The sequence below is a fragment of the Pseudomonas sp. TH04 genome (assembly GCF_016651355.1).
GTDB classification, from domain to species: domain Bacteria; phylum Pseudomonadota; class Gammaproteobacteria; order Pseudomonadales; family Pseudomonadaceae; genus Aquipseudomonas; species Aquipseudomonas fluorescens.
Map to the genome: position 1 here is coordinate 1,455,877 of NZ_JAEKEA010000001.1, position 13,498 is coordinate 1,469,374.

A 13,498-nucleotide genomic window follows, 5' to 3' on the forward strand; every position below is an offset into this window, starting at 1 on the left:
CGCGAGAGCACTGGAGAGGCGGGGCGTGAATAGTAATGCTTCCTATTAAGCGGGGCAATTGAATCCCGGCGCGTTACTGACGATCGAGGTCTGCGTCCCGAAACTCGAAGCCCTGCTCAATGACGTCGTTAGAGTCCAGGCCTATCTGTACCTTGAATTCACCCGGCTCGGCGGCGTAGCGCAATTGGGCGTCGTAAAACTTCAAATCATTTTCATCCAGAGTGAACGTGACGAGTGTGCGTTCTCCCGCCTTGAGCATCACTTTCTGAAAACCTTTCAGCTCTTTGACCGGTCGGCTGATGGAGGCCACCACATCCTGCAGATAAAGCTGGACCACCGTATCGCCTGCCCGCGTGCCGGTGTTAGTCAGCTCGACACTGACGTCAAGTCGGTCTCCTCGGCGCAAAATGGGCGTGGACAACAGCAGCTTCGACAGTTTGAACCGGGTGTAGCTCAAGCCATAGCCAAAGGGATAGAGCGGCGTCTCGTCTTCGTCGATGTACTGCGTGGTGTACTTATAGGGCGCAACGTTGTTGTAGGGCCGGCCAGTGTTTAAGTGGTTGTAGTACATCGGGATCTGGCCAACGGATCGGGGGAAGGTCATCGGCAGTTTCCCCGATGGGTTGTAGTCGCCGAACAGCACATCAGCAACGGCATTCCCCCCTTCGGTGCCGCTGTACCAGGTTTCCAACAGCGCGCTGGCCTGGGTTTGCTCCAACGTCAGGTCCAACGGACGGCCGTTCACAAGGACAATCACCAGCGGTTTACCCAATGCCCTCAAGCGCCTGAGTAACTGTTTTTGACTGGCAGGCAAGTCGATGCGCGCGCGACTGGTCGCTTCATCGTTAAACCCCCAGGGCTCGCCGACCACCGCCACAATGACATCAGCCCGGCGGGCGATCGCTACCGCTTCGTTCAAGCGTTCGTTCGACGACCGAGGGTCGATATCCAAGGGGGACTTGTATTGCTTCATACGTGCGATCAACGCCGTGTCGTCGCTGACATTGGCGCCTCTGGCATAGAGCAGCGTCGCTTTGCCCGCAACGGCGCGGGCGACTCCTTCATGGATGCTCACCACGCGCGTGTCTTCACAATCGCCACAATAACTGCCCAGCAGATCCCGCCGGCTTTTGGCCAAAGGGCCGACCAAAGCGATTGTGCCCTGCTTGCGCAACGGCAGGGTTTGGCGGTGATTTTTCAACAACACGAAGGTTTTTCGGGCAACCGTGCGGGCCACATCGCGCTGCAACCGAGACTCAATGGGCGGTAACGGCGCTGGATTGAGTTTGCGATAAGGGTCGTCGAATAACCCCATGTCATATTTGATACCCAGGACCCGGCGCACGGCCGTATCCAGAACCTCTACCGGCACTTTTCCCGATCTGACCGACCCTGGCAACGTCTCCACACGTGCACTGTCGCACAGCGCCATATCGACACCGGATCGCAATGCCAAGGCAGCCGCATGGCTTGGATCAATTGCCACACCATGGTCAACCAAATTACCTATTGCGCCGCAGTCTCCCAGGGTCACGCCGGCGAATCCCCATTCATGCCGCAACACGTCCCGGATCAACCAGGGATTGGCCATGGCCGGAACGCCGCCTATGCTATTGAGCGCGATCATCACCACACCAGCACCTGCTTCGACGGCAGCGCGATACGGCGGGAAGTAATACTGATACATATTAGCCGTGCTCATATCGACACTGTTGTAATCCCTGCCCCCCTCCACTGCGCCATACAAGGCGAAATGTTTGACAGTTGCCATCAAGCTGTCAGCGGCAGCAAGGTCCTTGCCTTGATAGGCCTCGACCACGGTCTTGGTGATGCGTGAAACCAGGAAAGGGTCCTCGCCGTAGCCTTCAGAGACTCTGCCCCAGCGAGGGTCGCGAGCGATATCGACCATAGGGCTAAAGGTCAGATTGATACCCTCGGCACTTGCCTCCTCGGCACTGATCCTGCTCGCCAGGGCTATAGCCCGCATATCCCAACTCGCAGCGAGGGCCAAACTGACCGGAAAGATTGTGTGCAACCCATGGTCCACGTCCTGAGCAAACAGCAACGGTATCTTCAACCGACTGCGCTCCACGGCAATACGCTGCAAGACATGCCCATACGGGGCAAAGGGCACGCCACCGAGCCCGCCAACCGTGCCCTTGGCAATCAGCTCCGGACCATTGGAGTCGAGATCAATAGCGTCCAGGTCGAGCATGTTCAATTGGCCAACCTTTTCGTCGAGCGTCATTTGACCTACAAGGTTTTCGATAAAAACGCCCTTCGAAGCGTTCTCCTGTGCGCCAACGCCGAAAGGACAAAGGCAAAGGCAAATAAACAGCCCAAGTAACCAATGGGGGTTCATGACGTCTTTCCTATGGGCCGCGAAATGCCGTCAGGCTCATCCTGCTGACAGCGCACGTCTACTGTCAGAACTAACAGCTCGCGGCCCATGCTGCGGCGCCACACCGCCAAAACAGAGGATGAACTTCCTCGCCGCGCCGTCAGTCAGCAGAAAGGACTCTCATAAAACGGTGGGTGGGCGATGCAGATTTCATTGCAACAACAAGTGGCCCTGGTCACCGGCGCCAGTTCCGGCATCGGCGCTGGCGCTGCCAAGGCCCTGGCTGAGGCGGGCGCGGCCGTGGTGCTCAATTACAACTCCCAGGCGGCACCGGCCGAGGCCCTCGCTGCCCAGATCAACGCCAACGGCGGTCGAGCGGTGGCCATCGGTGGTGATGTGTCAAAAGAGGCCGACGTGGAACGCCTGTTCGCGCAGACCCTCGACACCTTCGGCCACCTGGACATTCTGGTCGCCAACTCCGGCCTGCAAAAAGACGCCAACCTGGTCGACATGACCCTCGACGACTGGAACAGCGTGATCGGCGTCAACCTCACCGGCCAGTTCCTGTGCGCCCGCGCCGCCGTACGTATCTTCAATCGCCAAGGTGTGCGCGAAGGCGTGTCGCGCGCAGCCGGCAAGATCATTCATATGAGTTCGGTGCACCAAATCATCCCGTGGGCCGGGCACGTCAATTACGCAGCCTCCAAAGGTGGCGTCGAGATGCTGATGCGCACCCTGGCCCAGGAAGTCAGTGAGCAGCGCATCCGCATCAATGGCATTGCACCGGGAGCGATTCGTACGGCGATCAACCGTGCGGCCACTGAAGGCGCGGCGCTGAAGGCGTTGTTGAAGCTGATTCCCTATGGCCGGGTCGGCGACGTGGAAGACGTCGCCAATGCAGTGGTCTGGCTGGCGAGCGACGCCTCCGATTACGTGGTCGGCAGTACCCTGTTCATCGATGGCGGCATGAGCCTTTATCCGGAGTTTCGTGGCAATGGTTGATTTCAAGAACGAACCCCAAAGCGCGATTGATGCCCACGGCATCATCGGTGATATGCGCAGCGCCGCGCTGGTCAATGACACCGGCAGCATCGACTTTTTCTGCTGGCCGGAATTCGACAGCCCGTCGATCTTTTGCTCGCTGCTGGACACGCCTGAGGCCGGGGCTTTCCAGCTCACCCCCGACCTGCCAAACGCCCGCCGTGAGCAAATCTATTTGCCCGACACCAACGTCCTGCAGACCCGGTGGCTGAGCGATGAAGCGGTGGTGGAAATCACCGACCTGCTGGCGGTCACCGAAGAAATCGATGACCTGCCGCTGTTGATTCGCCGGGTGCGCGTTGTCAGCGGCAAGGCCACGATCCATCTGCGCTGCGCCGTGCGCCATGACTACGCGCGCGCGGCGACGCACGCCGTGGCCGACAACGGCGGCGTGCTGTTCACCGCCGATGGCCAGCCTGGCCTGCGCCTGGTCGGCAGCCACCCGTTAAGCCTCGACGATGATGCAGCAGTCGCCAGCTTTACCCTGACCCAGGAGCAAGGCGCGGAATTTGTCCTCGGCGGTGAGGACGATCTGCGCGTGACCAACCACTGTACCGACCTGTACCTGGCGCGCACCCTGAAGTTCTGGCGCAGCTGGATCGCGCAGTCGAATTACCGCGGGCGCTGGCGCGAAATGGTCAACCGCTCGGCCCTGGCGCTCAAGCTGCTGACCTCACGCAAACATGGCGCCATCATCGCTGCCGCGACCTTCGGCCTGCCGGAAACACCCGGTGGCGAACGCAACTGGGACTACCGCTACACGTGGATCCGCGACGCCTCGTTTACCGTCTACGCATTCATGCGCCTGGGCTTTACCGAGGAAGCCAACAGCTACATGCGCTGGCTCAAAGGCCGGGTCAGTGACTGCTGCGGCCAGCCGACCAAAATCAACATCCTCTACGGCATAGACGGTCGCCAGGAACTGCCGGAAACCGAGCTGGATCACTTCAGCGGGCATGGTGGCGCCAAGCCCGTGCGCGTCGGCAACGAGGCCTTCGACCAGGTCCAGCTGGATATCTACGGCGAGCTGATGGACGCGGTGTACCTGGTTAACAAATACGGCGAAGCGATCTCCCACGAAGGCTGGAAACACACGGTGGAAGTCGCCGACCAGGTGTGCGAAATCTGGAATCAGAAGGATGTCGGTATCTGGGAAATGCGCGGCGAGCAGCATCATTTCCTGCACTCACGCCTGATGTGCTGGGTGGCATTGGACCGCGCAATCCGCCTGGCCTCCAAACGCTCGCTGCCCGCCCCGTTCGCGCGCTGGGATCAGACGCGGCAGGCGATTTATGCGGATATCTGGAGCAACTTCTGGAACGAAGAACGCGGGCACTTTGTGCAACATATCGGCAGCACTGCCCTCGATGGCTCGATGTTGCTGATGCCGCTGGTGCGCTTCGTCGCGGCCACTGACCCACGCTGGCTGTCGACATTGGAGGCGATCCAGAAAAGCCTGGTGCGCGACGGCATGGTGTATCGCTACCGCAACGACGACAGCCAGATCGACGGCTTGCAAGGCACCGAAGGCGCGTTCGCCGCCTGCTCGTTCTGGTACGTCGAATGCCTGGCGCGGGCCGGTCAAGTCGAAACAGCCCACCTGGAGTTCGAACAACTGCTGCGCTACGCCAACCCCCTGGGGTTGTACGCCGAGGAGTTCGACAGCCAGGCCCGGCACCTGGGCAATACGCCGCAAGCGCTGAGCCACCTGGCGCTGATCAGCGCGGCGACCTTTCTGGACCGCAAACTCAGCGGCGAGAAGACCGTCTGGCAACCCTGAACGGGGCGCCGCCAGAGAACCCTGGCCGGTGGTGAAAATCGCCGGCCTGCTGGTTACCGCTTCAGACCAGCAAAGCGATTGCCCACAAGTACAGCCCCCATCGTGATTCGCTTTCGGCTAGAGTTCCAGCACCTTCGGCCACCTCGTTCGAGCGCATCATGACCCCACTCGCCCCACTGCTTTATGTGCGCACGTCCATGCTGGATGTGGCCTATGAAACCCACGGCCCCGACGACGGTGAGCCGGTTATTCTGTTGCATGGTTTCCCCTACGACCCACGCGGCTACGATGAGATTGCGCCGGCCCTGGCCGCGCGCGGGTGCCGGGTGTTAGTGCCCTACCTGCGCGGTTATGGCCCGACGCGGTTTATCGATGAACAGGTGATGCGTTCGGGCCAACAGGCGGCGCTGGCCAAGGACTTGCTGGATTTCATGGATGCGCTGCGTATCCCGCGAGCGACCCTGGCAGGCTATGACTGGGGTGGGCGCGCCGCCTGTATCGTCGCGGCACTGTGGCCGGAGCGGGTGCTCGGGTTGGTGACCGGCGATGGCTACAACATTCAGGATATCGCCCAGTCGCCGACGCCGAGCGCCCCGGAGACTGAGCATAGGCTGTGGTATCAGTTCTACTTTCACACCCAGCGCGGCGTCGACGGTCTGACCGCCAATCGTCGCGAGCTCTGTCAGTTATTGTGGCAGCTGTGGTCGCCGACCTGGGCCGAAGGACCGGCCCAGTATGACAAGAGCGCGCCGTCGTTTGATAACCCGGACTTTGTTGAGGTGGTGATTCATTCCTACCGCCACCGTTTCATGTACGTCCCCGGCGACCCGGCGCTGGAGCCCATCGAGCGAGCCCTGGCGTTGCAGCCGTGCATTTCGGTGCCGAGCATCTCGTTATGCGGCGCCGATGATGGCGTGGGCCCAGCCCCGGTTGAGGATGACGATGTGGAACATTTTACCGGCGTTTATCGACGCGAAGTCTTGCCCGGCGTCGGTCACAATATTCCCCAGGAAGCACCGCTGACGACCCTTGCAGCGATTTGCGAATTGCTGGATCGGACGTAACGTCAGCGTGCTGCCGCGCGCCTGAAACTGACGACACCAACCTGCGTGGCACGAGCGACAGGACTGGGCGAAACACATCATTTCATCTTCTGAAAGCGCCGGTTCTGAAAGCGCTGCGATAACTCATTACCTGGGTTGAACCCGGTACGGTTTGATTCAGGCCGGTTGGCAGAAGCGTTCACGATAGGCCTGGGGCGTAACGTCCAGCGCGCGCAGAAAACTGCGGCGCAGGGTCTCCTCACAACCGAAACCACACTGCACGGCGATGCGCTTGACCGAGGCGGTGCTGTCGGCCAACTGTCGGCGCGCGGCGTCGACGCGTATCAACTCGACCGCACGCGCCGGGGTTTGCCCGGTTTCAGCGCGATAGTGGCGTACGAAACTGCGTTCGCTCATGCCCGCCTGGGCAGCCAGTGCGGGAATGTTCAGATCGAGGCTGAGGTTTTCGGCGATCCAGGCGTGCAAATCGGCGAAGCGAGTGTCGCCTTTTTGCAGGGACAAGGCCGCGCTGAATTGGGATTGGCCCCCCGGGCGCTTGAGAAACACCACCAGATGCCGCGCGACTTCCAGGGCGACGGCCCGACCAAGGTCCTCCTCCACCAGGGCCAGGCACAGGTCGATGCCGGCCGTTACACCGGCAGAGGTCCACACCGCGCCTTGCTGGATGAAAATCGGGTTGGACTCCACCGTCAGCAAAGGGTACTTGCGCGCCAGTTCTTCACAGCGGGTCCAGTGGGTGGCCACCCGACAGCCATCGAGCAAGCCGCTGGCGGCCAGCAAAAAAGCGCCCGTGCATACCGAGGCCATGCGCCGGGTGTGCTGGGCTTTTTGCTTCACCCACGCCACCAACTCAGCGTCTTCGGCGGCACCGTACACACCCCAGCCGCCGGCGATTACCAGCGTATCGCACGGTGTGTCGGCCGCCGGCAAAGGCTCGGCCAACAGCGCCAAGCCAGCGGAGGTCATCACCGGCGTTGTCTGCGCGGCGATCACCGAGGCCGCGTAGGGCAATGGCAAACCGCGCTGACGCGCCAGGTCGTTGGTCGAGGCGAACACCTGCAGCGGCCCGGTTACGTCGAGCACCTGGGCGTTATCAAACGCGAGTACGTGGATTATTCGAGTCATGATTGGCGTAATTGGTGGGCTTAATGGCGTATACGCCAAAGCCTAGGCCTCTAGAGTGAAGCCGTCTACCTCTCGTGTAATCGGAGTTTCACTCATGCCCCTGCAGATCGGTTTTCTCTTGTTTCCCGGTATCCAGCAACTGGACCTCACCGGCCCCTATGACGTGTTGGGCTCACTGCCGGATGTGGCGCTGCACCTGCTGTGGAAAGACTTGGCGCCGGTCACGTCCAGCACCGGGCTGGTGTTCACCCCGACCATGACCTATGCCGATTGCCCGCGCCTGGATGTGATTTGCGTGCCCGGCGGAGCCGGTGTCGGCGCGTTGATGGAGGACCCGCACACCCTGGATTTCCTCAAGGACCAGGCACAGACCGCGCGCTACGTAACATCGGTATGCACCGGTTCGCTGGTACTCGGCGCGGCGGGTTTGCTGCGCGGCCGCAAGGCCACCACGCATTGGGCTTACCACGACCTGCTCGCCCCGCTCGGCGCGATTGCGGTGCAGGCGCGGGTGGTGCGTGACGGCAACCTGTTTACCGGGGGTGGCATCACCGCCGGGATCGACTTCGCCCTGACCCTGGCCGCCGAGTTGTACAGCGAGGACGTCGCGCAACGCGTGCAACTACAGATCGAATACGCACCGGCGCCGCCCTTCGACGCGGGCAGCCCGCAGACCGCCCCCAAGCACGTACTGGAGGACGCCAACCAGCGCACGGCGGAGTCGCGTCGGGTGCGTGCCGAGGTGGTGGCACGCGCCGCTGCACGGCTGCGCTGATTTGCCCGCCCCCTCTCATCAGCGCCCGGCCCGTTAATCGGACCTGGCGCCGCGGTAGCGCGCGAAGAAAAGGCTGAATGCGCGAAATCGATCATTTCTTCCACGTCAACCGTCCGAGCGCGCGACCGGTAAAGTAGTCAAACGGATACAAACAAAAAATTGCGCTGAGACTTTTGAATAAAAATCCCCTGGTCGGCACCAGCGCTCAGAAGTGACAGATTCAGCGCGACGCCCAGGCCGGCTGCACGGCTTTTTGGGCCACTTTACAGCCAGTTTCACGAATTTTACGCGTGCGTTTGCAACGCCGCCCATCCCGGCTATAACGCCCATTTCAGGGCACTTGGCGCGCCTTTCAAAACCCTCCCTGTCCCTCTTTCCTACCTCCATCCAAAAAAGGTTTTACTGCCCGGCAGGAAAATTCTCACATTTGTTTCTACACTCAAAATCACACCCAAATAACGAGTGAACTGACAAGGAAAGTCAACAAAATGACACATAAGAAGACTAAACAAGGTGTCTGCGGCAGCCCATCCGAAAAAAAGTCAAGTTATTGACAAGGCCAGCAAAAAGGCGTTTTCTCTGACTGACAAAGCCAATAGCCAGAAAACTCCTTTAGCCACTGCCCCCACGCATTTCCTTCGTTTCGGAAGAGAAAGGCTTGCGTTTTACCCAGCGTTGCCATCGTTCGCATGCCCTCAAAAGCAGCGAAACAGAGAGCCTGGAGTGCAATGAGGGATGTTTTTATGCGAGAAAAGTCGTCAGTCGTAAGCCTGTTTCTGACCCGTGCGGGTTTTGTTGAATTTTTTGTGGTTTTCGTCAAATTGGTACACGGCCTGACTGCTATCTTGCCACCGCTGGTCCTGGTATTTTTCCTCGACACAATGGCCCCTCAGTTGCGTGCGCACTTCCTCGGCCTGCTGCTGTTTTTTGCAGTGCTGAGCGTGATTCTTTTCCATGCACTGGGGATCTATTCAGAGGAGTTGTTCAGCAATCGTCTGCGCCTGCGGACCAGCATCGTGGCCTGGTCCTCGGCGTTCTGCATCTTGCTGTTCATGTACCAGATCCTGCAGTTTTTCCCGCAATTGACGCCGCGCAACCTGGTGGCGTGGTACTTCGCCAGCCTCGGGCTGTTCTGCCTTGAGCGCCTGGTGATGCTGCGCCTGTATCGCAACCTGATGCGCAAAGGCAAATACCTGCAACGTACGGTGATTTTGGGCTTCACCGACACCGCCGTGCACGTCGCCGACCACCTGCAACGCAACGGCGATATCCGTTCCGGCCTGATCGGTTTTATCGATGACCGCACCGAGCGCATTCCCAAGGAATTGAGTCGTCTGCCCTTACTGGGCAATACCCGTGACCTGGAAAAGCTGATCCGTGCCGAACAGGTCAACCAAGTGATGATCTGCTTGCCGTGGGCCGCCGAGCAACGCATCCACGGGCTGGTCAATCGCCTGCGCCAGATGTCGGTGAACGTGATGCTGGTGCCCGACATGGCGGCCTTGCGCTATGGCCACAGCCGCATCACCGACGTGGGCGGCATTTTGATGTTCAACACCTCGCAGTTGCCGCTGCGCGGTTGGTCGCCATTCATCAAGCGCTGTGAAGATTTGCTGCTGGCCAGCATTGCCTTGGTGGCGCTGTCGCCAGTGATGGTGCTGACGGCAATCGCCATCAAGCTCGACTCCAAAGGCCCGGTGCTGTTTCGCCAGAACCGCTTCGGCTACAACGACAACGAGATTCGCGTGTTCAAATTCCGCTCGATGTTCACCGACCAGAGCGACTTCACCGCCGAGCAACAGACCACTCGCCAAGACCCGCGCATCACCCGTGTGGGCCGCATCATTCGCAAGACCAGCATTGACGAGCTGCCGCAGTTATTCAATGTGCTGCTGGGCAATATGTCCATGGTCGGCCCGCGCCCCCACGCCACTGCGACCAAGGCCGCCGGTATTCCGTTCGAAGTCGCGGTGAGCGAGTACAGTTCGCGGCATCGGGTCAAGCCGGGCATCACCGGCTGGGCGCAGATCAACGGCTACCGGGGTGAAACCGATACCCTGATCAAGATCCAGAAACGTGTCGAGTACGACCTGGAGTACATCTCCAAGTGGTCGGTGTGGTTTGACTTGTACATCGTCTTCATGACGATCCCGGCCGTCCTCTCCACCAAGGAAGTCTATTGATGAATACCCTCAACGGATTAATTCCCTGCATTATTTCCGGTGGCTCGGGCACACGGCTGTGGCCGGTTTCCCGACAGAACATGCCCAAGCCCTTCATGCGCATGCGTGACGGCCAAAGCCTGTTGCAAAAGACTTTCCAGCGCGCGGCCAAACTGCCCGGCGTGGAAAGCGTGCTGACCGTGACCAACCGCGACCTGCTGTTTCGCACCCTGGATGACTACCGCGCAGTCAACAAGGCTCACCTGCCCCTGGACCTGTTGCTGGAACCGTTCGGCCGCAACACGGCGGCGGCCATTGCAGTGGCCGCCCTGCATGTGCAGGCGCATTTTGGCGACGACGCGCAGTTGCTGGTAATGCCCGCCGACCATTTGATTCTCAATGAAGTCGCGTTCGCCGAAGCGGTGGTCCAGGCCCGCGACCTGGCCGAAGCCGGCTACCTGGTCACCTTCGGCATCCAGCCCGACCACCCGGAAACCGGCTTCGGCTACATCGAAAAAGGCGATGCGCTGGGCACCGGCTTCCGGGTCAAACGCTTTGTCGAGAAACCCGACCTGGCCACCGCGCAAGGCTACCTCGACGGCGGCAAGCACCTGTGGAATGCCGGCATGTTCTGCTTCAAGGCCAGCACCCTGGTCGACGAACTCGCCGCCCATGCCACCGATGTGCTGACCGCGGCCAACGCGGCACTGGAACACAGCCATGACCTGCAAAACAAAACCTCGCGCCAGCGTGAACTGGACCCCGACGCATTCGGCAGCGCGCCGGATATCTCCATCGACGTCGCGTTAATGGAGAAATCCAAGCAAGTCGCCGTCGTGCCGTGCGACATCGGCTGGAGCGACATCGGTTCCTGGGAAGCCTTGCGCCAACTCACACCCAGCGACGCGCATGGCAACCAGGTCAATGGCGAAGCGATTTTGCATGACGTGCACAACTGCTACATCGACTCGCCCAAGCGCGTACTCGGCGCCGTCGGCGTGCGCGACCTGATCATCGTCGACACCCCCGATGCGCTGCTGATCGCCGACGCCCACCGCAGCCAGGACGTGCGTTTTATCGTCGCCGAACTCAAGCGTCAGAATCATCCCGCGTACAGCCTGCACCGCACCGTCACGCGGCCGTGGGGCACCTACACCGTGCTGGAGGAAAGCACCCGGTTCAAGATCAAGCGCATCGTGGTCAAGCCCCAGGCATCGCTGTCGTTGCAAATGCACCATCACCGCAGCGAGCACTGGGTGGTGGTCAGCGGCGCCGCCCAGATCACCAATGGCGACCGCGAATTTCTGATCAACGCCAACGAGTCCACCTACATCCCGGCCGGGCACAAGCACCGCTTGACCAACCCCGGCATCATCGACCTGGTGATGATTGAGGTGCAAAGCGGTGAGTACCTGGGCGAGGACGACATCGTGCGCTTTGACGACATCTACGGGCGTGCGCCCCTTGACGTGAAAAAGTGACATGCGTACTTCGTTGATCATCCCGACCCGCAACGCGTCCAGTCACCTGGCGCGCCTGCTGCCTGCGCTGAAAATGCAGACCCTGCAACCGGACGAAATGCTGGTGGTCGACAGCGCCTCCAGCGATGACACCGTGGCGCGGTTTCGCGACTTCGGCGCCCGGGTCGAGGTGATCGACGCGCGGGACTTCAACCACGGCGGCACGCGCCGCTGGGCCAGTGAACAGGTGGGTGGTGATGCGCTGATCATGATGACTCAGGACGCGATCCCCGACAGCCCCGAGACCTTCGCCAACCTGCTTGACGAATTGCAGCAAGACCCGCGCAGCGGCGTGGCGTACGGCCGGCAATTGCCACACCCCGGCGCCGGTGTGCTGGGCGCGCAGTCGCGGCATTTCAACTACCCGGCCCAGAGTCGCAGCAAGCGCCTGGCCGATGCGCCGGAGCTGGGCATCAAGACCTGCTTCAGCTCCGACTCTTTTTGCGTCTACCGACGCAGCGCATTGCAGGCCGTCGGCGGCTTTCCCGTCGATGTGATCGGCAGCGAAGACGCCTACGTCGCTGCGCGCATGCTTCTCCAGGACTACACAGTGCGCTACGCCGCCACCGCGCGGGTGTATCACTCCCACGATTACCGACTCATGGATGAGTTTCACCGCTACTTCGACATTGGCGTGTTCTACGGTCGCGAGACGTGGATTCGCCAGGCCTTTGGCGACGCAGGTGGTGAAGGTAAACGCTATGTACTGGCTGAGATCGCGGCCTTGCGCGCAGCCGGTGCATTGCACCGCGTACCCGAAGTACTGGTGCGCAGCGCGTTCAAGCTGCTCGGCTATCGGCTGGGCCAGTTGGAACGCCGGCTCCCCCTCGCCCTCAAGCGGCGCATCAGCATGTTCCCCGGTTATTGGAGGTGAGCATCATGACCCACAGGAAGTCCCCCTTGATGAAAAGAACCTTGCTCGTCCTGGCCATGATGGCGTTGGCCGCCTGCAATACGCCCGCACGCATCGTCCCACCGGACGACAAGACCATCGAAGACGGCAAGCGCGCCCTCGACCAACTCGCACAGCTGCCAGTGGCCGTGGAACGCATCCGCGTCGGCGACCAGCTGCGTATCGTGCGTGATGCCGGGGAGATGCCGACCTTGTCCGCGTTCAACGTCAGCACGATTTACGAGCTGACGCTGTACACGGTGCAAACGGACGGCAAGATCAATTACCCGTTCCTGGGCCCGATCCAGGTCGCCGGTCGCCAACCCTCGGAACTGGCCAGCGAGCTGACCAACAAGCTGGCGCCGGTGTACCGCGAGCCACGGGTGACGGTGAACATCAACCAGGCTCCGGGTAACTCGGTGATCGTCGGCGGCGCGGTGAACAACCCGACCGCAGTGCAGATCGGCACGGCCAACACCCTGGAGCAAGCCATTGTCGGCGCCGGCGGGGTGAACCCCTCGGGCGATGCGAGCATGGTTGCACTGCTGCGTGAAGATGCCCAGGGCGCCTATCACGCCTACTTCCTGGATTTCAGCCAATACCTCAAACCCGGTCCCAACGGGCGTAAATCGGTGCGCCTGCAACGCGGGGATGTGGTGTTCGTACCTAAATCCAACGTGGGCGAGCGTATCCAAGGCGTGGACACCTACTTGAACCAATTGATCCCGTTCACCAAGTCGATCGGGGTTGGCTACAACTACACGCGAACCAGCAGCAGTTCCAGTAACTAAAGGAGCG

10 protein-coding genes are annotated in these 13,498 nt (G+C 60.8%); 8 read left to right on the top strand and 2 right to left on the bottom strand.

Annotation, left to right across the window (positions count from 1 at the left end; translation table 11 throughout):
- Window positions 1–73: 73 nt before the first annotated feature.
- Window positions 74–2,362: a beta-glucosidase BglX gene (bglX, locus tag JFT85_RS06325; RefSeq protein WP_201229518.1), complete on the bottom strand. Its 2,289-nt coding sequence runs from the start codon at window positions 2,360–2,362 to the stop codon at window positions 74–76.
- 180 nt (window positions 2,363–2,542) lie between these two features.
- On the opposite strand from bglX, the gene JFT85_RS06330 reads away from it, so the two are divergent.
- The 3 genes from JFT85_RS06330 (at window position 2,543) to JFT85_RS06340 (ending at window position 6,226) form a co-directional block, all read left to right on the top strand.
- Window positions 2,543–3,343, top strand: a complete 801-nt coding sequence (locus tag JFT85_RS06330; protein WP_201229520.1) for an SDR family oxidoreductase — start codon at window positions 2,543–2,545, stop codon at window positions 3,341–3,343.
- Window positions 3,336–5,162: a glycoside hydrolase family 15 protein gene (locus tag JFT85_RS06335; protein ID WP_078827972.1), complete on the top strand. Its 1,827-nt coding sequence runs from the start codon at window positions 3,336–3,338 to the stop codon at window positions 5,160–5,162. Before JFT85_RS06330 ends, JFT85_RS06335 begins: the two co-directional genes overlap by 8 nt.
- Window positions 5,163–5,320: 158 nt before the next feature.
- Window positions 5,321–6,226, top strand: coding sequence for an alpha/beta fold hydrolase (locus tag JFT85_RS06340; RefSeq protein ID WP_201229522.1), 906 nt, complete (start codon window positions 5,321–5,323; stop codon window positions 6,224–6,226).
- A gap of 156 nt (window positions 6,227–6,382) precedes the next feature.
- Here JFT85_RS06340 and JFT85_RS06345 read toward each other — a convergent pair whose 3' ends face one another.
- Window positions 6,383–7,351, bottom strand: a complete 969-nt coding sequence (locus tag JFT85_RS06345) for a GlxA family transcriptional regulator (protein ID WP_201229524.1) — start codon at window positions 7,349–7,351, stop codon at window positions 6,383–6,385.
- 94 nt (window positions 7,352–7,445) lie between these two features.
- Here JFT85_RS06345 and JFT85_RS06350 point away from each other — a divergent pair, with 94 nt between their 5' ends.
- From JFT85_RS06350 to JFT85_RS06370, 5 genes are all read left to right on the top strand, one after another.
- Window positions 7,446–8,126, top strand: coding sequence for a DJ-1/PfpI family protein (locus JFT85_RS06350; RefSeq protein WP_201229526.1), 681 nt, complete (start codon window positions 7,446–7,448; stop codon window positions 8,124–8,126).
- Between the two features lie 743 nt (window positions 8,127–8,869).
- A complete protein-coding gene (locus JFT85_RS06355) occupies window positions 8,870–10,309 on the top strand; it encodes an undecaprenyl-phosphate glucose phosphotransferase (protein WP_053255388.1) in 1,440 nt (479 codons plus the stop codon).
- Entirely contained in the window at window positions 10,309–11,769 is a 1,461-nt protein-coding gene (locus tag JFT85_RS06360) for a mannose-1-phosphate guanylyltransferase/mannose-6-phosphate isomerase (RefSeq protein ID WP_201229528.1), read from the top strand. Before JFT85_RS06355 ends, JFT85_RS06360 begins: the two co-directional genes overlap by 1 nt.
- A 1-nt stretch (window position 11,770) precedes the next feature.
- Window positions 11,771–12,682 (top strand): glycosyltransferase family 2 protein, encoded by a 912-nt coding sequence (locus JFT85_RS06365; RefSeq protein WP_053255386.1) that lies wholly within the window; start codon window positions 11,771–11,773, stop codon window positions 12,680–12,682.
- Window positions 12,683–12,711: 29 nt separating this feature from the next.
- Window positions 12,712–13,491 carry a polysaccharide biosynthesis/export family protein gene (locus JFT85_RS06370; protein WP_053255385.1) on the top strand — a complete coding sequence of 260 codons (780 nt, stop codon included), beginning with the start codon at window positions 12,712–12,714 and terminating at the stop codon, window positions 13,489–13,491.
- The last annotated feature ends 7 nt before the right edge of the window (window positions 13,492–13,498 follow it).